This window comes from Achromobacter sp. D7-1, from assembly GCF_059760445.1.
The window spans coordinates 24,424-45,240 of the sequence record NZ_JCBAMT010000018.1; the positions used below are offsets into that span (position 1 = coordinate 24,424).

18 protein-coding genes are annotated in these 20,817 nt (G+C 66.8%); 5 read left to right on the forward strand and 13 right to left on the reverse strand.

Annotation, left to right across the window (positions count from 1 at the left end):
* The first annotated feature begins 125 nt into the window (after positions 1-125).
* The 4 genes from AC6LKD_RS10440 to AC6LKD_RS10455 all read left to right on the forward strand — a co-directional run bounded on the left by AC6LKD_RS10440 (position 126) and on the right by AC6LKD_RS10455 (position 3,594).
* A complete protein-coding gene (locus AC6LKD_RS10440; protein ID WP_498116120.1) occupies positions 126-1,076 on the forward strand; it encodes a Bug family tripartite tricarboxylate transporter substrate binding protein in 951 nt (316 codons plus the stop codon).
* 152 nt (positions 1,077-1,228) lie between these two features.
* Positions 1,229-2,020, forward strand: coding sequence for an amino acid ABC transporter substrate-binding protein (locus tag AC6LKD_RS10445; RefSeq protein ID WP_013393690.1), 792 nt, complete (start codon positions 1,229-1,231; stop codon positions 2,018-2,020).
* Positions 2,021-2,165: 145 nt separating this feature from the next.
* Positions 2,166-2,819 (forward strand): amino acid ABC transporter permease, encoded by a 654-nt coding sequence (locus AC6LKD_RS10450; protein ID WP_013393691.1) that lies wholly within the window; start codon positions 2,166-2,168, stop codon positions 2,817-2,819.
* A gap of 22 nt (positions 2,820-2,841) precedes the next feature.
* Entirely contained in the window at positions 2,842-3,594 is a 753-nt protein-coding gene (locus AC6LKD_RS10455) for an amino acid ABC transporter ATP-binding protein (RefSeq protein ID WP_492275344.1), read from the forward strand.
* A gap of 47 nt (positions 3,595-3,641) precedes the next feature.
* Here AC6LKD_RS10455 and AC6LKD_RS10460 read toward each other — a convergent pair whose 3' ends face one another.
* The 12 genes from AC6LKD_RS10460 to AC6LKD_RS10515 form a co-directional block, all read right to left on the reverse strand.
* Entirely contained in the window at positions 3,642-4,490 is an 849-nt protein-coding gene (locus tag AC6LKD_RS10460; protein ID WP_498116122.1) for an ABC transporter ATP-binding protein, read from the reverse strand.
* Positions 4,469-5,503 (reverse strand): iron chelate uptake ABC transporter family permease subunit, encoded by a 1,035-nt coding sequence (locus AC6LKD_RS10465; RefSeq protein WP_498116123.1) that lies wholly within the window; start codon positions 5,501-5,503, stop codon positions 4,469-4,471. Before AC6LKD_RS10465 ends, AC6LKD_RS10460 begins: the two co-directional genes overlap by 22 nt.
* The gene (locus AC6LKD_RS10470) at positions 5,500-6,489 is read right to left on the reverse strand and encodes a FecCD family ABC transporter permease (protein ID WP_498116124.1); all 990 of its coding nucleotides are present in this window, start codon (positions 6,487-6,489) and stop codon (positions 5,500-5,502) included. Before AC6LKD_RS10470 ends, AC6LKD_RS10465 begins: the two co-directional genes overlap by 4 nt.
* A complete protein-coding gene (locus AC6LKD_RS10475; protein WP_498116125.1) occupies positions 6,482-7,552 on the reverse strand; it encodes an ABC transporter substrate-binding protein in 1,071 nt (356 codons plus the stop codon). Before AC6LKD_RS10475 ends, AC6LKD_RS10470 begins: the two co-directional genes overlap by 8 nt.
* A 20-nt stretch (positions 7,553-7,572) precedes the next feature.
* Positions 7,573-9,789 carry a TonB-dependent alcaligin siderophore receptor FauA gene (gene fauA / locus AC6LKD_RS10480; protein ID WP_498116127.1) on the reverse strand — a complete coding sequence of 739 codons (2,217 nt, stop codon included), beginning with the start codon at positions 9,787-9,789 and terminating at the stop codon, positions 7,573-7,575.
* 104 nt (positions 9,790-9,893) lie between these two features.
* Positions 9,894-11,084, reverse strand: coding sequence for a multidrug effflux MFS transporter (locus AC6LKD_RS10485; protein ID WP_498116179.1), 1,191 nt, complete (start codon positions 11,082-11,084; stop codon positions 9,894-9,896).
* 176 nt (positions 11,085-11,260) lie between these two features.
* A complete protein-coding gene (locus tag AC6LKD_RS10490; protein WP_498116128.1) occupies positions 11,261-12,232 on the reverse strand; it encodes a helix-turn-helix transcriptional regulator in 972 nt (323 codons plus the stop codon).
* 102 nt (positions 12,233-12,334) lie between these two features.
* Complete coding sequence (locus tag AC6LKD_RS10495; protein ID WP_498116129.1) at positions 12,335-13,501, reverse strand: aromatic ring-hydroxylating oxygenase subunit alpha; 1,167 nt, start codon at positions 13,499-13,501, stop codon at positions 12,335-12,337.
* 37 nt (positions 13,502-13,538) lie between these two features.
* Positions 13,539-14,324, reverse strand: coding sequence for a siderophore ferric iron reductase (locus AC6LKD_RS10500; RefSeq protein WP_498116131.1), 786 nt, complete (start codon positions 14,322-14,324; stop codon positions 13,539-13,541).
* Positions 14,282-16,138 (reverse strand): IucA/IucC family protein, encoded by a 1,857-nt coding sequence (locus AC6LKD_RS10505; protein ID WP_498116133.1) that lies wholly within the window; start codon positions 16,136-16,138, stop codon positions 14,282-14,284. The genes AC6LKD_RS10500 and AC6LKD_RS10505 overlap by 43 nt, the downstream gene beginning before the upstream one ends.
* Positions 16,135-16,740, reverse strand: a complete 606-nt coding sequence (locus AC6LKD_RS10510; RefSeq protein ID WP_498116135.1) for a GNAT family N-acetyltransferase — start codon at positions 16,738-16,740, stop codon at positions 16,135-16,137. Before AC6LKD_RS10510 ends, AC6LKD_RS10505 begins: the two co-directional genes overlap by 4 nt.
* 17 nt (positions 16,741-16,757) lie before the next feature.
* Positions 16,758-18,125, reverse strand: a complete 1,368-nt coding sequence (locus AC6LKD_RS10515; RefSeq protein ID WP_498116137.1) for a lysine N(6)-hydroxylase/L-ornithine N(5)-oxygenase family protein — start codon at positions 18,123-18,125, stop codon at positions 16,758-16,760.
* A 306-nt stretch (positions 18,126-18,431) separates the two neighbouring features.
* Between AC6LKD_RS10515 and gcvA the strand changes: the two genes are divergently transcribed.
* Positions 18,432-19,349, forward strand: a complete 918-nt coding sequence (gene gcvA / locus AC6LKD_RS10520) for a transcriptional regulator GcvA (RefSeq protein ID WP_498116138.1) — start codon at positions 18,432-18,434, stop codon at positions 19,347-19,349.
* Here gcvA and AC6LKD_RS10525 read toward each other — a convergent pair.
* On the reverse strand, positions 19,282-20,817 hold the full coding sequence (locus AC6LKD_RS10525) for an efflux transporter outer membrane subunit (protein ID WP_498116139.1): 1,536 nt from the start codon (positions 20,815-20,817) through the stop codon (positions 19,282-19,284). The genes gcvA and AC6LKD_RS10525 overlap by 68 nt on opposite strands.

The following is a 20,817-nucleotide window of genomic DNA, read 5'->3' on the forward strand; positions in this document are numbered from 1 at the left end:
GGGTTTCCAGCCGTCCAGGGCCGTTCTGGCCCCGGGCGGCAATTCAGTCGCCGGCCTCGACCGGAACGACGCATACAAGGGGAAGTACCATGGGATCGCCGTACCGTTGTTGTTTTCAACCTGTATTGTGGGCCGCGCTTGCGCTGCTGCCGGCCGGGCAGGCCGCGGCCCAGGCCTGGCCGTCGGACACCGTGAAGATTGTGGTGCCGTATCCGCCCGGCACCGAGCCCGACGTGCTGGCGCGCGACCTGGGTAACCGCCTCTTCAAGCAAAGCGGCAAGACCGTGGTGGTGGAGAATCGGCCCGGCGCCAACGCCATCATCGGCAGCGACTACGTCGCCAAGGCGGCGGGCGACGGCAACACCCTGCTGATGGTGGACCGGCTGGCGCTGGAGACCAATCCCTTCCTGTACGCCAAGGTGCCGTACCGTTGGCAAGAGGACTTCAAACCCGTCACCGACCTGGGCCAGGTGCAGTTGTACGTCGCGGTCAGCAATGCCTTTCCGGCCAAGACCTACAAGGAATTTATCGATTACGCCCGCGCCAATCCGCAGCGCATCAATGTCGGCACCGGCGGCCAGGGCCACGTGAACCACCTGGGCATGGCCATGCTGGCCAGCGCCGAAGGGGTGCAGTTCACCTACGTGCCGTTCAAGGGCGTGGCGCCGGCGATGACCGCGACCATGGCCGGCGACGTGGACAGTGTCATGGCTGGCGGGCTGGCGGTGTCGGAACAGTACAAGGCCGGCAAGATCCGGGTGCTGGTGGCTGGCGCCACCCAGCGCGCCGCCATGCTGCCCGACGTGCCGACCCTGCAGGAGGCCGGCGGCAAGGCCGGCAGCATTCCGTCCACGGTCTTCACGCTGTTGGCTCCGGGCAAGACGCCCGACGCCCTGGTGGCGCGGATCAACCAGGCGGTGACGGCGGTCACGGCGGATCCTTCCTTCCGCCAGACCTATGAGGCGCGCGGCCTGCTGGTGCGCGGTTCGACGCCCGAGGCCACCCTGGCCGCCATGAAGGAGGAGGCCGGCCGCTATGAAATTCTGATCAAGGCCGCGGGCATCAAGCAGGATTGAGGCGGGTTCCGGGCGGCGGCGGCCCGGGCTTTTCTGCGGTATCTGTCAGGGGGGACGGATCGCGCCCCCGCAAGAGGATAAAATACCGGCTCGCGGCTTTTTGACTGGCCATTCCGGCATTCTTCATTCTTGCGCCCGGCGCATCCATAACGATGAAAAAACTGACAGCTGTACTCCTCGCTTCCGCCACCGCGCTGCTGACCGCTTGCGGTCCCAGCGACAATGCGCCCGCCGCCGGTGCGCAGGCGCCTGCCGCCGCCAAGAAGGTCGTGGTTGGCCTGGATGACAACTTCCCGCCCATGGGTTTCCGCGACTCGAACAACCAGATCGTCGGTTTCGACATCGACATGGCCAAGGAAGCCAGCAAGCGCCTGGGCCTGGAAGTGGAATTCAAGCCCATCGACTGGAGCGCCAAGGAAGCCGAACTCAACGGCAAGCGCGTCGACGTGCTGTGGAACGGCCTGACCATCACCGAAGAGCGCAAGAAGAACATCAGCTTCACCGCGCCCTACATGGCCAACCACCAGATCATCATCGTGGGCAATGCGTCCCCCGTGAAGCTCAAGGCTGACCTGGCCGGCAAGGTCGTGGGCGCCCAGGACGGCAGCAGCGCCACCGACGCCATCGCCAAGGACCCGGTCGCCGCGCAAATCAAGGAAGTCAAGAAGTTCGGCGACAACGTCACCGCGCTGATGGACCTGGCCGCCGGCCGCCTGGACGCCATCGTGGTGGACGAAGTGGTGGGCCGCTACCTGATCAGCAAGCGCGCCGGCGAGTACCGCGTGCTGGACGAGAACTTCGGCACCGAAGACTACGGCGTCGGCGTGCGCAAGGACGACACCGAACTGCTGGGCAAGCTGGACAAGACCCTGGATTCGATGAAGCAGGACGGCACCGCCGGCCGCATCGCCACCCAGTGGTTCGGCGCCAACATCATCAAGTAAGGGGCCAGCGGCGCCCGCGGCCATCGCGCCCGGGCGTCCAGACCCAAGTTCCACAGCCCGCCGCGGCGCCGACGCGCCAGGCGGGCTGATTCATGAATCGATCCAACCTTGGCGTCCACGGACGCTGACGGCGCGAACCCACTGCATGGACTACGTACTCTCCCTATTGGGACCATTGGCGCAAGGCGCGAAAGTCACCTTGACGCTGTTTTTCATCACGCTGGCGCTGGCCGTCCCCCTGGGACTGGTGCTGGCGCTGGTGCGGATCTCGAAATGGCGGCTGGCCAGCAACCTGGTCAATGGCTATATCTGGCTCATGCGCGGCACGCCGCTGATGCTGCAGATGCTGTTCATCTACTTCGCGCTGCCGTTCGTGCCCGTGATCGGCATCCGCCTGCCGGACTTTCCCGCCGCCGTGGTGGCCTTCGCGCTGAACTACGCGGCCTATTTCGCCGAGATCTTCCGCGCCGGCATCCAGTCGGTGGACCGCGGCCAGTACGAGGGCAGCAAGGTCCTGGGCATGACCTATCTGCAGACCCTGCGCCGCATCGTGCTGCCGCAGATGGTGCAGCGGGTGCTGCCGCCCATGAGCAACGAGACCATCACCCTGGTCAAGGACACCTCGCTCATCTACGTGCTGGCGCTCAACGACATCCTGCGCACGGCGCGCGGCATCGTGCAGCGCGATTTCACGACCACGCCGTTCCTGGTCGCCGCCGCCTTCTATCTCATCATGACGCTGATCCTGACGTGGTTCTTCCAGCACATGGAAAAGCGCTATGCCAAATATGACCAGTAATTCTCCGTCCGCGCGTCCCGTCATGATCGAGGCCCGCGAAATCATCAAGTCGTTCGGGCCCAACCGCGTGTTGGATCGGGTTTCGCTGAGCCTGGGCCAGGGCGAGGTCGTCGCGGTGATCGGGCCGTCGGGCTCGGGCAAGAGCACCTTCCTGCGCTGTCTCAACCACCTGGAAACCATCGACGAGGGCAGCATCGAGGTCGAAGGCGAGGCCATGGCCCGCGCCGTGCCGGGCGGGCGCAGCCAGTACGCCAGCGACGCCGACGTGCGCCGCATTTGCCGCAAGATGGGTATGGTGTTCCAGTCGTTCAACCTGTTCCCGCACATGACCGTGCTGCAGAACATCATCGAGGCGCCCATCACCGTCAAGGGCATGACGCGCGCCCAGATCGTTCCCAAGGCGGAAGAACTGCTGCGCAAGGTCGGCCTGCTGAACAAGCGCGACAACTACCCGACGCGCCTGTCCGGCGGCCAGAAGCAGCGCGTGGCGATCGCCCGGGCGCTGGCCATGGAGCCGGACATCATGCTGTTCGACGAACCCACCTCGGCGCTGGACCCGGAACTGACCGGCGAAGTCCTGCGCACCATGAAGCAGCTGGCCGACGAACGCATGACCATGCTGGTTGTGACCCATGAAATGGGCTTCGCGCGCGAAGTCGCGCACCGGGTCATCTTCATGGACGAAGGCCGCATCGTCGAGGAAGCGCCTTCGGCCGACTTCTTCCGCGCGCCGCGCGAAGCGCGCAGCCGCGAATTCCTGGCGCATATGCTCTGAGGATGCGCCGCCGTCGCATGAAGAAAGCCCGCTATGGCGGGCTTTGTTCATTTTTCGAAGGCTTCACTCCCCGTCAGCGGCTGCCGAAAGCGCCGGGGCACGACCATGGGGCTGCCGGTCTCGGGGTCGGGCATGACGCGGCAATCCAGATCGAAGACCTGGCGCATGATGTCCTCGGTCACGACCGGACGGACATCGCCGTGCGTCGCGATCCGCCCATCGCGCATCATCACGATCCTTTCAGCGTAGCGCAAGGCCAGGTTGAGATCGTGCAGCACCACCACCAAGGTGCGTCCGGCGCGGTGCAACCGGGCGCATAGCTCCAGCAGATCGAGCTGGTGGCGGATGTCGAGGAAAGTGGTGGGTTCGTCGAGCAGCATGATGCCGGCTTCCTGGGCCAGCACCAGCGCCAGCCAGGCGCGCTGGCGTTGGCCGCCGGAGAGGGTATGCACGGGATCCCCGGCAATTCCTTCCAGATCCGTGGCCGCCAGGGCGGCGTCGACGGCGCTGGCGTCCGCCGCCGACCATTGCCGCAACAGGGACTGATGCGGATAGCGGCCGCGGGAGACAAGGTCGCGGACGGTGATCATCTCGGGCGCAATCGGCTGCTGCGGCAGGTAGGCCAGGCGGCGTGCTACCGCTTTTCGGCGCAGGCTGGCGAGGTCGGCGCCGTCGAGCAGGGCGCGGCCCCGGCTGGGAGTCAAGGCGCCGCCCAACACGCGCAGGAGCGTGGATTTGCCGCAGCCGTTGGGGCCCAGGATTACGGTGAACGAGGCCGGCGCGATGTCCAGCGTCAAACTGTCCAGTACGCGGCGGGCGCCGTAGGACAGGCTGACGTCCCGGAGTTGGAGGACGGGTGTGGACGTTGTGGCAATCACGTTGAAACCTTGCGCCATTCGAGCATGAGCAGAAATGCGAGATAGAGGCCGCCGATGCCTGCGGTAAGCACGCCTACCGGCAAGCCGTTGGCGCCAGCCGAACGCGACAGCAGATCGGCGCCTGCCAGCAGCACGGCGCCGGTCAATGCCGCCAGCAGGGGTTGCGGGCCGTCGGCAGGCACGCAGCGCCGCGCAATCTGCGGGGCCGCCAGCGCAATGAAGGCGATGGGGCCGGCCACGCTGACGGCGGCGGCCGCGGCTAGCACGGCCAGCAGCGTCGCCGCCAGGCGGTTGGGCCCAGGGGCGACGCCCAAGGCGTGCGCGACGTCGTCGCCCATTTCCAGCAGCCGCAGGCGCGCGCTCAGCCCGAGTGCCAAGGGCAGCAGCAGCGCGCAGGCCGTGGCGACCAGCGCAACATCGTTCCAGGTCTTGCCGGCCAGATTGCCGTTGAGCCAGGTCGCGGCCAGATGCGCCTGTTCGCGGCGCAGATTGGAGAGGCCGTACTGCACGAAGGCGAAGGCGATGGCGGCCACCGCGATGCCCGCGACCACCATGCGCTGGGGCGCGGAGAAACCCGCGCCGGATCCAAACCAGACTCCCGCCGTCGCCAGCAGCGCGCCGCCTGCGGCGCCCCACGCCAGCGGCATCGCCCCCGGCCAGACCATCGTCACCGCCACCGCGCCCGCCGAGGCGCCCGCGGTGAGGCCGATGATGTCGGGGCTGCCCAGCGGGTTGCGGGTAATGCTCTGGAACAGCGCGCCCGACAGGGCCAGCGCGGCGCCGGCGCCCAGCGCGGACAGGGCGCGCGGCAGTCTGACCGTATAGATCAGCCAGTGCTCGATTGCGGTACCGCCGCCCGCCAGGATCCGTCCAAGACGGGGCCAGCCTGGTCCTTGCTCTCCGGTCAACAGGGCGCCCGCAATCGAGGCAAGGGCCAGCGCGGCCAGCAGCAAGGCGTAGGCCAGCGCGCGTGGCGTGTAAGGGAGCGACAGCCAGGCGCCGAGGCGCAGCATGCGCCGCCGGCCGTTCAAGGGCGTCTCCCGGGCTGGCGGCGCAAGGCCGCCAGCAGGAACGGCGCGCCGAGGAACGCGGCTACCACGCCGGTCAGCAGTTCTGCCGGCGCCCGCAGCAGGCGCGCCAGGATGTCGGCCGCGAGCATCAGAAGAGGACCCAGCAGCAGGCAGTAGGCGAGTTGCCAGCGCAGGTCGGGACCGCCGATGCGGCGGGCGATATGCGGAACCGCCAGGCCGACGAAGGCGATAGGGCCCGCGGCCGCGGTGGCGGCGGCGGCCAGGACAGCGACGCCGAGCAGGCCCAGCGCGCGGTACAGCCCAGCGCGCACCCCGAGCGCCTGGGCCAGCGCCTGTCCCAGCGCCAGGACGTTCAAGGGCCGGGCCAGTGCAAGCGCCAGCAGCAGGCCGGCACCGATATAGGGAGCGGCCCGGGCCACTTCGGTGAGGGATCGTCCTGCCAGCGAGCCGACGGCCCAGAATCGATAGGCGTCGAAGATGTCCTCATGCAGCAGGGCCACAGCCTGCACGTAAGCAAACAGCACCGCGTTGACCGCCGCGCCGGCCAGGATCAGGCGCACGGGCTGCAGGCCGCGGCCGCCGGCACCGATCATGTACACGGCCACGGCCGCGGCCAGCGCGCCGGGCAGGGCCGCCCAGAACGGATGGGCGGGCAGGCCGCCGAGCACGAGGGTGGTGGTCACGATGGAGGCAGCGGCGCCGGCGTTGACGCCCAACAGTCCGGGTTCCGCCAGCGGATTGCGGGTCAGGGCCTGGATCAGCGCGCCAGCGACGGCCAGCGCCGCGCCGGTCAGCAAGGCCAGCAAGGTGCGTGGCACACGCGAGGCAACCACCAGCGCGGCGTAACTGTCATCGGCTTGGAACAGGGCATGCCAGACCGAGGCGGGAGACAGATTACGTGAACCGAGCCAGAGGCTGCCCAGGGTGGCGGCGGCGAGCAACAGACAGGTTGCGCCCAGGCCGGCGGCACGGGCGGACTTATTCATTTCGCACGCCGGGCCCGGCTTCGGAGCGCTGGGCAGCAGCGGCCAACGCCGGCGCCAGCCTGCCTAGCATCCAGTCCACGGCCAGCGGCGTGCCCGAGGACGAGGCCATGATCAGCGCCGGGTCGCTCAGCGCCACATAGGCGCCGCGCTTCACGGCGGGGATGGCGGCGAACAGCGGCAGCGCCGCGGTCCGGTCGCGCTCCTGGGGGGTATAGAACCAGGACACCAGCACGTCGGCGTCGCCCAGTGCGTCCGCATGCTCGAAACCCAGATAATGGGCGAAATGGCCGGCGCTAGCGTGCAGGCCTTGCATGGACGGCGCCAGTTTCAGGCCCATGGCGGCAATCGTGTCCACGCGCGGATCTCCCGCCACATAGGCCGCGAAATTGCCCGAACCCAGGTCGGCGCGCACATAGGCAAAGGTCTTGCCGGCCAGCACGGGGTGGTCGCGCGAGGCCTGCGCCAGTGCGCCGCGGATTTGCGCCTTGAGCGCCGCGGCCTGTTCGCGCTGGCCCAGCGCGGCGGCGACCAGGTCGATCTGCGTATCCACCGGGGTCAGGAATGGCTGTTCCGGATAGGCCACCACCGGCACCAGTCGCGACAGTTGCGCATAGGCCTCGGCGCTGACGCCGGAAAAGGGCGCCAGCACCAGGTCCGGCCGCAGCGCGACGATGGCTTCGACGTCCAGTTCCGGAAACATGGCGATGGCCTGCGGCAGCGGCGCGCCGCGGGCCTCGATCGCGGCACGCACCCAGGGCCAGTAGTGGTCGGCGTCGCCGCCCCAGTCGGCCCGGCCCACCCCGACCGGGACCACCCCCAGCGACAGCGCCAGATCGTCGGCGCCCAGGCCTAGCGTGACCACGCGTTTGGGCGGAGCCGCGATGACGGCCCGACCCAGAGCGCTGTCTATCGTGACGGGAAAGCCATCGGCCCGGGCCGTCTGTGGCGCTGGAGCGACCGGCGCATCGGCAGCGCGATCGCAGGCCGCCAGGGCGAGCGAGGCCAGGCAGGCGGCGCCAGCCCGCAGGATCGCACGCTTGAAACTTGCGAAGCCAAGACGCATCGTGGCGGCAAATCCCCCGATCAATATTGAGCCCTGAGCGTCAGCATGACGTTGCGGGGCGCGCCCCACCAGCCCTGGCTGAAAAAGCCGATCTGGTCGTAATACTTCTTGTCGAACAGGTTGTTGACGTTGAGGGTGGCCGAGACTTGCTTGCTGAACTCGTAGCGCGCCATCAGGTTGACCAGCATGTAGCTGCCTTGCTCCACGTCCACGTTGCCGCGCGGGCTGGGGGCGGACTGGTACATGCGGCTTTGCCAGTCCATGCCGCCGCCCACCGTCAGCCGGTTCAGGTCGCCAGGCAGGCGATAGGTTGTGTAGAGCTTGAACAGGCTGCGCGGATGGCTGGTGTTGATGGGCTTGCCGTCGGCGTCCTTGGCGGTGAAGTGCGTGTAGCTGGCCGCGATGTTCCAGTTGGGCATGATCTGCCCGGTGGTTTCCAGCTCGAAACCTTCGACCTTGGCGCCGGATGCCGCGCGATAGGCCTGCGTGCCCGGCAAGCCTATGACCGACTCGCCGGGAATGGCCTGCGCCAGGTTGTTCTGGCGGGTCTGGTACAGCGACACGGCCGCGTCCAGCAGGCCGTCCAGGTAAGACGCCTTCAGACCGATCTCGTAGCTCTTGCCGTCGATCGGCGGCAGGATGGAACCGCTGGGCGTGCGCGCATTCTGTGGCTGGAAGATCTCGGTGTAGCTGGCGTAGGCGGTGTAGGTCTTGTCGATGTCGTAGATCAGGCCCGCGTAGGGCGTGAACTGGTCGTTGATCTTGTACTCGCGCTTGCTGCCGAAGTAGGTCTGGTTCGTCTCCCAGTTGCTCCAGCGTCCGCCCACGATCAGGTGCAGCGGATCGGCCAGCGAAAACCGGCCCACGGCGTAGGTTCCGGTCTGCTTGACCCGCATGTCGTCGGCGGGCGTCTTGCGGCTGGACCATGTCGGTTCGGCGATATGGTCCTGGCGCCAGTCGAAGAAGCTGCCGATGGCGGGCTTGGCCCCCACCATCAGGTACTGGCCGATGTCGCTATGGTCGTCCACGCTCATCCAGCCCAGGGCCAGCTCATGCTTGCGGCCGAACAGCTGGAACGGACCCGACAGCGTCAGGTTGATGTCGTCGCGCGAGCGATCGCCATCGTAGTTGTTGAAGTTGCTGGTCATGCCCGTGCCGCTGGCGCGGTCCGGATAGCCGCCGCGATAGAGCTGCTTCATGCGGTATTCGCCCTCATTGTGGCTATAGGCGGCGCGCGCCTTCCAGTCGTTGGCGAAGCGGTGGCTCAGGTCCACGAAGGTGGTGGTCGATTCGGTGTCGATGCGCGCCCAGCGCGTGTTGTTGGCCACGGACCGGTTGAAATCGGTGCGCGAGCCGTCCGAATAGAACAGCGGGAAACCGCTGCCAAAGCCGTTGCTCTGGTTGCGCTGATATTCCACGCCGACGGTGAGCAGCGTATCGGGAGTGAGGTCGGCGCTGATGACGCCGTACAGCGTGCGATTGCGCGTATCCAGGAAGGTGACATAGTCGTCGCCTTGGCTGTAGGCGGCGACGAAGCGCGAGCGGATGCGTCCGTTCTCCGTCAACGGCACGGACAGGTCGGCGTCGCCGCGCACGTAATCCCAACTGCCGGCGCTGGCGCTGCCGGACAGCGCGAACTCGCGCAGCGGCTTCTTGCGGATGAAGTTCACTGCGGCGGAGGGATTGCCCGAGCCGGTCATCAGGCCGGTGGCGCCGCGCACGATTTCGACGCGGTCGTAGATGGCGGCGTCCATGTCGGTGGAACCGTAGTTCCATTGGCTGAGGATGGGCGCATTCAGGCCGTCGAACTGGAAATTGTCGATCGCGAAGCCGCGCGCGGAGAACGACAGGCGGTTGCTGTCGCTGCGCGTGACGGAGATGCCGGGAGCGCTGGCCAGGATGGAACCGGTGTCCTGCAAACCCTGGTCTTCGATTTGCTGGCGCGTCACTACGCTGACCGATTGCGGCGTCTCCCGCGGCGATAGCGTCAGGCCGGTTGCGGTGCTCATAGCCTCGGTGTTGTAGGCATGGGTGCCTTCGGTGGTGCCGGCGACGCCGGCGCCCCTGACCGTGACGGCGGGGAGTTCGGCGGGATGGTCGGCGCCCGATGACGAGCTGGATTGCGCACTGGCTGCGTGATAGGGCAAGGCAGAGCACAGCAAGGCCGTCCGGACGGCCAGGGTAAGCAGATACGCCCGGCGCGTAGGCGCGTGCGGCGGGGACAGTGCGGGGGACATGAACACAAGCTCCAGCTGAAAGATTTGGTAATGAGAATTATTGTTTTTGCTGGAGACTTGAACGTATGCCGGAGGATGCGATGCGTATGCTGAACGCCGCCGGATCACCCCGATCGGGCGTTTGCCAAAGGCGTGGACTGCCGTTGCAGCCAGGCCCAGCCTGCCGCGCTCGCGGCGACGCAGGCCAGCATCGCAAGCGCCAGGGCCAGGGGCCGACCGTAGATCATGGGTACGCCCCAGCCGCTGGCTACCGAGAAAGCCAGCATCTGGGTGAAGCCGAGCATCGAGGCGGCGGTGCCGGACAGCCCTGGCGCACGGGCGAGAATCTGCAGGGTCATGCCCGGGACGCACATGGCCAGGCCGCAGGTATAAAGGCCGGGCAGGATCACCGCCCAGGGCAGGGCGGGCCGTCCGGCGCCCGCGGCGTATAAGACGCTCGCGAGGCAACTGCCGCCCATCAAGGCATACGCGAGCAAGGTGATGCGGTGGTCGCTCCAGCGCCCGGCCTTGCGCGCCGCGAACAGCGCGCCTGCCATGGCCCCGATCACGAGCGGTACGAACAGATACGCGAAATCCGTTTCGGGCAGGCTGAGGACGTTGGCGATGAAGTCCGGCGCGGCGCCGATGAGGAAACCCTGGGCCGCGAAGATCAGGCTGAAAGCGATGGCAAGTGCAGCGAACCGCCGGTCCGCAAGAACCATGCCGTAGCCGGAAGCCAGTGAGCGCCACGACAGCGGCCTGCGCCGGCTGGCGGGCAGCGTCTCGGGAAGCTTCCAGGCGCACAACGCCCAGGCCGTCGCGGCCAGCGCGGCGAGCATCAGGAAGACGGCACGCCAGCCCAGCTGCGCGGCCAACTGACCGCCGACTATGGGCGCCAACGCCGGCGACAGATTGAACACCAGGATCAGATAGGACATGACGCGCTGCGCCGCCGGTCCTTCGTAGCAGTCGCGCACGATGGCCTGGCCCACCACGATGCCGGCGCCGGCCGAGAGGCCTTGCAGCGCCCGCGCCGCCAACAGCCAGGCGAAGCTCGGCGCTGCAACGGCCAGCGCGCTGCCGCCGATGTAGCAGACCAGCGCCGCGAGGATGACGCGGCGCCGGCCCAGCGAGTCGGACAGCGTGCCATGCAGCAACAGCATCGCCGCGTAGCAGAACATGTAAACGCCCAGGGTCAGCTGCACTGTTTCCTGCGGCACGCCGAACTCCCGCTCCAACGCGGCGAAGGCGGGCAGATAGGCGTCGACCGTGGCCGGGGCCACGCAGGCCAGCAGGCCCAGCATCAACACCATCATGGGAAAGGAAGTCGGGAGGTCGGGGCGAGGCACGTGGGCGTCCGGGGCAGGGGCTTTCCGGGGCGGAAAGCATGGCCCCATGGTCGCGCGCCAGGCGCAGCAGGATGAATGGGCAACGCCGCAAGAGCAATGGGTGCTGCCGAAAGCCGCGGGCGAAGGCGCTCACGGCGGCCCGCTCAGTTCAGTTCGCTGGGGGCAACGCCATAGCGCTCGCGGAACGCCGTGGCAAAGTTGGTGGCGTGCCGGTAGCCCACGCAATGCGCTGCCTGCTGCACGCTGCAGCCCCGCGCCAGTTGCTCGCGGGCGACTTCCAGGCGGCGTTCGCGCAGCCAGGCGAAGACGGAACACTGGTAGGCGGCGCGGAACTTGGCGCGCAGGGTGCTGGGACTCATGCAGGCCAGCTTTGCCAGATCCTCAAGCGTGTGCTCCTCGCCGGGCGCGCTGTGCAGCCGTTCCCGTACCCGCTCCAGCAACTGCCGGTCACGTCGCGACACCGCGCCGACCTCGGGCTCCCGCTGGTCCAGCGACGCCAGCGCATGCGCCAGAAGTTGCGCGCCGACGCCCTCGCGCAGCATGGCGCGCAGCGGATCGTCCCAGCGGCATTCCAGCAGATGTTCGATGGCCTGCATCAGGTGAGCCTGCACTTGCCAGCGCCGCAGCCGGAAGGCGGGGGTGCGCAAGACTTTGCGGATCTGGTCGCTGAACGGGTCGTCGTCCGCGCCGTCCGGTTCGGACAGCGACAGATTGACGCTGCGCAGCCGTTGGCCTGCATGGTGGATGCCGGTCATGGCGACCGTATCGCCGTACGCGGCGCTGACGCCGCTTTGGGCAACGAGCTGCAGGTCGTCATGGCCGCCGACGCGCGCCTGGGCCTGCCCTTGCAGCATGACGATGGCCGAAAAGCGGGGCGTCATGACGGAGGTCGATTCGTAATGGTGATGCACCAGCACGTCGGACATGACCAGGGTCAGGCCGGGCCGGATCGCATGCTCTTCGACGCGGCCCTCGGCGATGCAGACGGTATCCGGATCGGCGCCTGCGGGGTCGATCCCGGGCAACTGGTAGCGGAAACCGTTATGGCCGCCCAGGCGGTTGAAATCTGCGACGGTGAATCGGACAGTGGGGGAGGAAGGATTCAAAGGCGTCACTCGCGCTGCGGGTTGAGTCCTCGGGCGTTGGCACGGGGAGGCGGCGGGGTTCAAATGAGAATAGCATATATTCGCATTGATTCGACGGCATTGCGGAGCCTCTCAGGGCGCGGCGCAATCTCCTAGCTGGTCGCCCATGATGTCGCGGTACCACTCGTGGAAATGCAGCATGCCGTCTTCCATGGGCGATTGGTATGGACCGCTTTCGCTTACCCCGCGTCGCAGGAGCGCCCGCCTGCCGGCATCCATGCGTTCGCCGATTTCGTCGTCTTCGATCGCGGTTTCCATGTAGGCCGCGCGCTGCGCCTCGACGAACTCGCGTTCGAACAGGGCGATTTCCTCGGGATAGTAGAACTCGGCGACGTTGACGGTTTCCTGCGGGCTTTTGGGGTAGAGCGTGGACAGCACCAGGACGTGCGGGTAGAGCTCGATCATGTGGGTGGGAAAGTACGTCACCCAGATCGCGCCGAAGTCCGGCGGCGCGCCGTCCCGGTAGCGCATCAATGTGCCGTGCCAGTCGCGGTATACGTCGGATCCAGGCTTTTCCAGGGAATCGTGCACGCCCACGCGTTGCAGGCTGTGGCGCTCGCCAAACTCCCAGCTCAGGTCATCGCAGGTAACGAAGCGTCCAAGGCCGGGGTGGAACGGCCCGACGTGATAGTCCTCGAGATAGACCTCGATGAAGGTTTTCCAGTTGTAGTTGCACTGGTGCACCTCGACGTGGTCCAAAACATAGTCCGAGAAATCGAATTCCGGCCGGGCGAACAGTCCGTCGAGATCCGCCTGCGGGTCGCCAGGGCCTTCGAACAGCAGGCCGTGGCAGCGCTTCAGGGGAAAACGCGGCAGGTTCAGGCATGGCGTGCTGGGAAATTGCGGTGCGCCCAGAATCTGGCCGCGATTGTCGTAGGTCCAACGGTGCAGCGGGCAGACGATGTTGCCGCCGCTGGCGGACAGGTTGCCTGCTGGTTTGCCCGGCCCGGCGACAGCGCCAGTCTCGCCGCCCAGGATGAGGGCCTGGCGGTGACGGCATACGTTGGATATCAACTCCACGCCGGCGGCGCCGCGCACCAGGACGCGCCCGCCGTCTTCATGCGGCAGCCTGCGCCAGTCGCCGGGTTCGGGTACGGTTTTCTCATGTCCGACATACAGCGGCGTGCGCTTGAATATCACTTCCTGTTCGCGGGCGAACAGGGCTTCGTCGAAATATGCCCGCACGTGCAGCGGGCTGAACGCTTGCTTTACGTGTGCAAGGCGGCCTACATCCGTCATGTCCGACTCCTTGTGCCTTCCGCAAGGCCGCGGCCTGTCAGGCGGCTTCGGCGCTCTCGGCGTCGAGCCGGGCGATGCGTTCGGCGATATCCAGTTTGGGGCAGGTGCTGCAATAGTCGCCGTCGCTTCTGCGGAAGTGGTGACAGCAGACCTGCCGGTCGACTGCGATGGCCGGCAGCGACCGCCGCTGATAGGTCAGATAGCCGCTGCCGCCGGCGATGCCCAAGCGCGCAAGCCAATCGGCCGCGGCTGCGGTTGCCCAGGCGTTGTCCGCCGCGCTCACGCCTGCGCGGGCTGCCAACAGGGCGGACAGGATGCAGTCGGCCTGCATGCAGGCGGTCGCCCGGGGATTGAGGCGCAGCGTCGCGCCCAACTCGCGGTAGAACAAGGCGCCGATCTCGCGCAGCTGCGTGGCGGCCGCATCCAGCCTTCTCTCCAGGCAGCCGTGCACGGGTTCATGGCGTTCCATGGTGTAGCCGGCGATGAAGCCGTTGGCGACCGGCTGGCTGAGCCGGGTCAGGTCCGGGACGATGCCGCTGCGGTGCGCGGCGATCACGCTGAGGTAGACGGGCTGCCAGATCAGCAGGCCCCAGCAGCGCAGCGCCAGGTAATGCGGGCCGGCTTCCGGATGGCGCTCCCGCCACCAGTCGCGCAGCCGTGCAATGGCATCGGCATTGCACGCGCCGGGTCGGATGCCGGGCGCGTCCGGTGGACCCACGCGGCCATCCAGGCCGGGCGCGAGGCGGCCCGCCAGCGCGAGCAGATCGTCAAGTTCGCGGGTCACGCAAGAGCCTGCGCGGCGTCGGCGGTCCGGTCCAGCCATTGCGGCCGGTAAGGCGCCACGGGGTTGATCAGCCTCGGAGCCATCTGGAAGCTGCCGATCGGATCGGCCAGGTTGACCATCTGCAGGTTGTTGGCGAGTTGCAGGCGGTTCAGGCACGAGTGGATCATGTCCGGCGCGTACAGGTCGTAGCGTCGGTATTTTTCCAGCCGTTGCGGATGCGCCTGCTGGTACGCGGCGATGCGGCCTGCCACCAATTCCCAGAAATCGTCCTCCTGCATGAGGCCGGTGTCCGCCAGGATCTGGGAAAGATGGCGGAAGTAGCCTTCGAACACGTCCACGAAGATCGTCAGCAGCTTGTATTCCTCGGGCACGTCCGCCGCCAGCCGGCGCGCGTTCTCGGGCAGGTCAGCCTGTGGATCGAGGATGGAGGATTCCTCGGCAATGTCCTTCATGAAGGCGCGCACGGGCACATGGTCGCGGATCACCAGGATGACGTTCTCGCCATGCGGCATGAACACCAGGTCGTGGGCGTAGAAGCAATGCACCAGCGGCGTCAGGTAGGCGTCCACATAGCGTTCCAGCCATGTCTCGGCGCTCAGTCCCGAGGCGCGGATCAGCGCGGGCAGCAGGGCCTGGCCTTGCGGATCCACGTGCAGCAGCGCGGCCATGGTCATCAGCCGTTCGTCGGGACCGATCAGCGCCTGTGGATTCTCGCGCCATAGCGCGGAGAACATCTTCTTGTAGGGCGTGTCGGCGGCAATCGCCGCTTCGTAGTAATAGTTGCGAAAACCCAGGCTGGCAGCCTCGCGCAGGATGGTAAAGCCGTTGGCGCTCAGCCAGGGGTCGGACGCGATCAGGCCGTGGATGTATTCGTTGATGGCGGGCGTGCCCGACATGTAGTAGGGCGAAAGCCCCCGCATGAAACCCATGTTCAGGATGGACAGCGAGGTCTTCACGTAGTGCTTGCCAGGCTGGCTGATGTTGAAGAAGGTGCGTATCGATTGCTGCGCCAGGTAGTCGTCTGCGCCGTAGCCCAGGCAGACGATCTTGCGTTGGGCGACATAGGGCGCGAATGCCAATGACAGCTTGTTGAACCACTGCCATGGGTGTGCCGGCATCAGGTAGTAGTCGGCGGGGTCCAGACCCTGGTCACGCAAGGTGGCGCTGTGGCGCGCCACGGTGTCCTCGCCCAGTTCGCCACGCAACAAGCTGGCGTAGTCCATCGTGGACAGGCAGGCGAAATGCGCGTTGTCCTTGTGCACTGCCAGCCACATCACGCGGATGGGAGTCGCGGCCTCCGGCGCATAGAGATGGTAGTCCTCGGCGTCGAAGCCCAGGCGGCCGTTGTTGGCGACGAAGCTGGGGTGGCCCTCGATCATCGAGGTTTCTATGGTTTGGTAGTCAGCCAGCGCGAGTTCGGCGGCGGACAGGCAAGGGCGCGTGTGCTTATAGGCGGCGCCGTGCAGCGTGCTGGCGATTTCATCCAGATAAATGGGTAGCCGGTCTTCCGGAATGCGCAGCTTGTCGCGGATCTCGATCACGAACTGCAGGGCGTCCAGGGGCGCGGGCGCGCCGGCCGTGGTCTTGGCGATCGATTCCGCGCGGATGCGCCAGTGGCGCATGGCCATCAGTTGCGCGTCGTAGCGGTATTCGACCCGGCCGTCCGCGAGCGCGAGGCGATAGCGGTCGAAACCCGGCGTATCCGCAGGGCCCAGGCGTTCGGGCTGCAGCAGTCCCTCATGGGTGTATTCGGAGATGGCCTTGCGCACGAGCAGGCGGTTGACCTTGGCCCAGGCTTGCGGTTCCAGATGGCTGGCGACCTGCGCAGGGTGGGGGGCGGCATGTGGGTTCATTGGGGCGGCTCCTGGTATCGGGTCTGTTCGAACTGTGCGCGTGTGCAGAACGCCAGGCTGGCGGTCTTCTCGCGGAAAGGGACCTGGCCGGCATAGGTAAATCCCATGGCCAGATTGAGCGCGTGGATCTTGGCGTTGTTCGCGTCGGGCTCGACCACGATGCGCCTGGCGTTCAGGCGGTCGAACATGAAGCGCATGACGAAGGCGAACACCCGCCGGCTGAAGTTGGGGATCCGCACGCGGGGCGGGCCGATGAAAAGATGCATGCCGAGGTCGCCGGGCCGGACCGCGTAGTGTTCGCCGACTTCGTCGCGGGCCGGGTCGTAGCACTCCACCAGAAAGGCCGGCTGTCCGTCATGGCTGCCTAGCCAGGCGCTGGCGTGCCCGCTGCCGCAAAGGGCCTCATAGAAGTCGCGCACCTGATCCTCGTTGTGCTGCTGCATGGACCAGAAGCGCGCGTAGTCCATGGAAAACCATCGCCGCAGCAGCGCGGCGTCCGCGTCCGGAACCAGGGGGCGCAAGGCGAGCCCCGGGCCTTCGTCGTAGTGGTCGCGCGACTGGCGCACGACCTCGCCCAGAAAGGTGGCTGTCATCGTGAGCATGCTGGCTCCCCTCAAGATCAGATGGTGGCGGCGCGATGGCCGTCCATCATGGGCATCGGTTCCGGCGCGCAGAGGCGATGCGCCAGTACGCCGTTTTCCGGCGGGCGGAAATCCTGCAGTGCGGTGCGGGGCTCGATGGCGTAGTGCTCCACGCCGGTCAGGTCGCGCAGTATCAGCGAGTTGCGGTAGCAGCAGAATCCCAGATCGGGATTGGTGACGCCATGGCTGAGCAATCCCGTGTTCTGCACAAAGATTTCCGCGCCTGCATGGTCCACCGAGTAATTGCGGGCGATGCGGTAGCCGCCGTCTTCGTCCCAGGCGATGCGGTCGCTGATGGGATTGACGCAGGCCGGGATGCGAGGGGCATAGCCCGTGGCCAGCACCAGGCCGTCCGTGACGTGCGTGAACGGCTGGCCGGTATCGACATGCATGAAGTCCAGGTGATAGCGGCCCGTGGAGCGCTCATGGCGGCTGGCGCGCAGCTCCGCGCTCGTTAGAAGGGTATAGCGGCGGTCGCCTGCGCGGATCTTTTCGTCCAGCAGGTCATATATCTGATTGATCAGGGACGCGTTGATGCCTTTGTATAGGCTGCTTTGCTGGCGCAGCATCTCGCGCCGCCGGGCTTCGGGCAGGTCGTGGAAATAGTCCGTGTAGTCGGGAGAGATCAGTTCCAGCGTGAGCTTGGTGTTCTCCATCTGGAAGAAGCGCGGAGAGCGGGTGATCCAAGCCAGGCTGTAAGCGTGCTTGTCGCTGTCTCGCAGCAGGTCATGGAACACCTCCGCCGCGCTCTGCCCGCTGCCGACAATGGTGATGCCGCGCTTGCGCTGCAACTGCGTCTTGTGGCGGAGGTAGTCGGCGCTGTGGATGTAGGGCGCGGCGCGCCGGTCGCAGCAGTCCGGCAATTGGGGCTGCGTGCCCAGGCCCAACACCAGCTTGCGGCAGCGGATCATGAAGCGCTCGCCGTTGACGCCATGCTGGCCGGTCACGAGGTAGCTGCGGCTGTCCGGATCGTGGAGCACGCTCTGGACGTCGTGATTGAAGCGCAGGTTCGGCAGGCGGGCCGCCACCCATTTGCAATAGCGGTTGTACTCGGCGCGATTCAAGTAGTGGTTCTCGCGCATGTAGTAGGAATAGATGCGGCCGCTTTGCTTGCAGTAGTTCAGGTAGCTGTACTCGCTGCGCGGATCGGCCAGGCTCACAAGATCGGCCAGGAAGGGGTTCTGCAAAGTCGAGTCCTCGATCAGCATGCCGGGGTGCCAATCGAACCCTGGCCTCTGGTCGAGAAACACGGCGCGTACACCGGATAGCGGCGCCGCCAGGCAGGCAAGACTCAGGTTGAACGGGCCTAAGCCTATGGCGGCGAAGTCATGGATTTCACGGTTCATGTGGGATCTGCCTTTTGCCGGGGCGGCATTGCGTGAACATGATTCTCGTCTGGGGATGATTATCATTTTCAATATGGGCACTCTAGCAAATCGCGATTTGTTGCGGTGTCTTGCAAGTGAGTTGCAGGCAGCGCCCATATGCAGCGTGGCGTATCGCATAGGCGCAATCACCGGATTGGGATTCTTGGAATAAGTGTAGCTATTTTCAAGTGTTGGCAGGATCAGATGAAAAAGCTGTTCTATGATTGTTATCTACCCGCGGATAGTCGCGATATAGAAGATAGTTTTTCTAAATTAAGGATGTTTATGGGCGCCGTGCTGCCACTGCTTGCGCTGCGAGCGTTCACCGAAACCGGCCGTCTCGGCAGCCTGAAAGCCGCCGCCGAAGTGCTGGGCGTGACCCCGGGGGCGGTCAGTCAGCAGATACGCCTGCTGGAAGACCGGTTGGGGCTGGCGCTGTTCGTGCGCGAGCGTCACGGCGTGCGGCTGACGGAGGCGGGCGCACGCGCGTATCCGGGGCTGATGCGCGCCTTCGACCAGATCGAAAAATCGCTGGCGCTGCTGGAATCCCAGGCCGCCCAGCGGACCCTGACCGTCAGCACGGTGCCTTCGTTCGCCTCGTCCTGGCTGGTGCCGCGCATAGGCCGGTTTTCGGTTTTGCATCCGGACATCGAGGTGCGGGTGGAAGCCTCCTCGCAATTGGTCGATTTCAAGCGCGACCGCATCGACGTGGCGTTGCGGCACGGGCTGGGGCAGTACCCGGGGCTGTCGGCCTTCCGCTTGATGGCGCCGGTGCTGCTGCCCGTGGCCAGTCCGGCCTTGCTGGCGCAAGGCCCCGCTATCGAGCGGCCCGGGGACTGCCTGAAGTACCCGCTGCTGCAGGATTCCGACCGCGCCGACTGGCCTTTGTGGCTGCAGGCGCACGGCGTGGACGCGGGGCAGGAAGCGCAGCGCGGCCCCAGCTTCGAGGACGATCTGTTGCTGCTGCGGGCGGCTGCCACGGGGCAGGGCATCGCGCTGGTTCAGGACACGCATGCGCGCGAAGATATCGAATCGGGCCGGCTGGCCATTGCCCTGGACCAGCCCTGGCCCGCGCGCTTCGCGTATTACGTGGTCAGCCGGCCGGATGCGCTGCTGCGGCCGGAAGTGCAGGCGTTCATCGATTGGGTGAAGGCGGAAGCGGCAGCGATGGAGCAGGCGCCGCAGGCGCTTGCGGCGCGCTGAGGGAATTGCCGGGCAGCGGCGTCTCCCAACCGCCGCCCAAGGCGCGGATCAGCCTTACGGTGGTCCGCGCCTGATCTCCATCCAACCTGGCCGAGGCCAACTGCTGCTGCAGCAGGCTGCGGTCCGCATCGATGACGTCAAGCTGGGTGTGCGTGCCGGTTTCGTATTGCAGCCGGGACAGTTCGGCCGCACGTTGCGCAGCCAGCCGCGCGCGGTCCTGCGCGGTCTGCTGGGCCGCCATGATGCGCAGATGCATCAGATTGTCCTCGACTTCCCTGAACGCGTTGAGCAGCGTTTCCCGGTAGCGCGCCGTTTCTTCGTCATGCGCGGCCCGGGCGGCATCGAGGTCCGCCTGGCGGGCGCCGCCGTCCAGGATGGGCAGCGATAGCGCGGTACCCAGGAATGGGCCCAGCAGAAAGGTCCGGCTGGACCACTGGAACAGCTGGCTCAGGCTGGAAGACTCGAATCCGGCCGCCCCGGTCAGTTCCAGCCTCGGGAAGAAGGCGGCGCGGGCCGCGCCGATGCGGGCGTTGGCGGCGGCCATGGCGCGTTCGGCCGCGGCAATGTCCGGACGGCGCTCAAGCAGTTCTGAAGGCAAGCCCGGTGGAACGGCCAGCTCGATGCGCCGCAGCGGCTCAGGCGGCAGGGAGAAATCGGCCGGGGCCTTGCCCAGCAGGATTGCCAGCGCGTGTTCGGCGCTGGCGCGCAGGCGTTGCGCGCCCAAGGCATCGGCGCGCGCCGCTTCAAGTTCGCCGCGGGCGCGCTCGAGTTCCAGCTCGCGGCCGTCGCCCGCCTCGAAGCGCATCTGGCTCAGCGCTAAGCCGCGTTCGCGCAAGGCCAGCGTTTGCTGATAGATCTGGTGCTGGGTATCCAGCTCCCGGATCAGGAAGTAGGTGTCGGCGACGTCGGCCTGCAAGGCCAGCAGTGTCAGCCGGTACAGCGCGCCGCTGCGAGCCTGTTCCGCCGACGCCGCGCCTATGGTCGAGGACACGTGGCCGAACAGATCGGCCTCATACGCCACCGCCGCGTCGGCCCGCCACAGCGTCGTGGTGGAAGCCGGTCCGTTGTCGTGTCCGCTGTACGAAGCTGGAGACTCCCGCTGGCGGGTCGGCCCGAAGCCCGCGTCCAGCCGGGGAAACAGCGCCGACCGTGCCTGCCGATGCTGGGCGCGTGACTGCTGCAATCGCGCGTAGGCGGCGTGCAGCGTCGGATTGGCGTCCTGCGCGGCGGCCTGCAATGCGTTCAGGGCCGGATCCTGGAACAGGGTCCACCAGGCGCCGCGCAGGGCGTCGTCTGCGGGCCGGGCGGTGGACCAGGGTCCCGCCGGTTCTGCCTGCGCCTGCTTGTAGGCGGGCGGGATGGACCCGGAGTCGGGCGCGTGGGGCGGGCGTAACGCACATCCGGCCAGCGCCAGCGTCAGCAGCGTCAGCCCGAAGCGCAGGGCGCGATGATTCAATGCGTAGGTCAT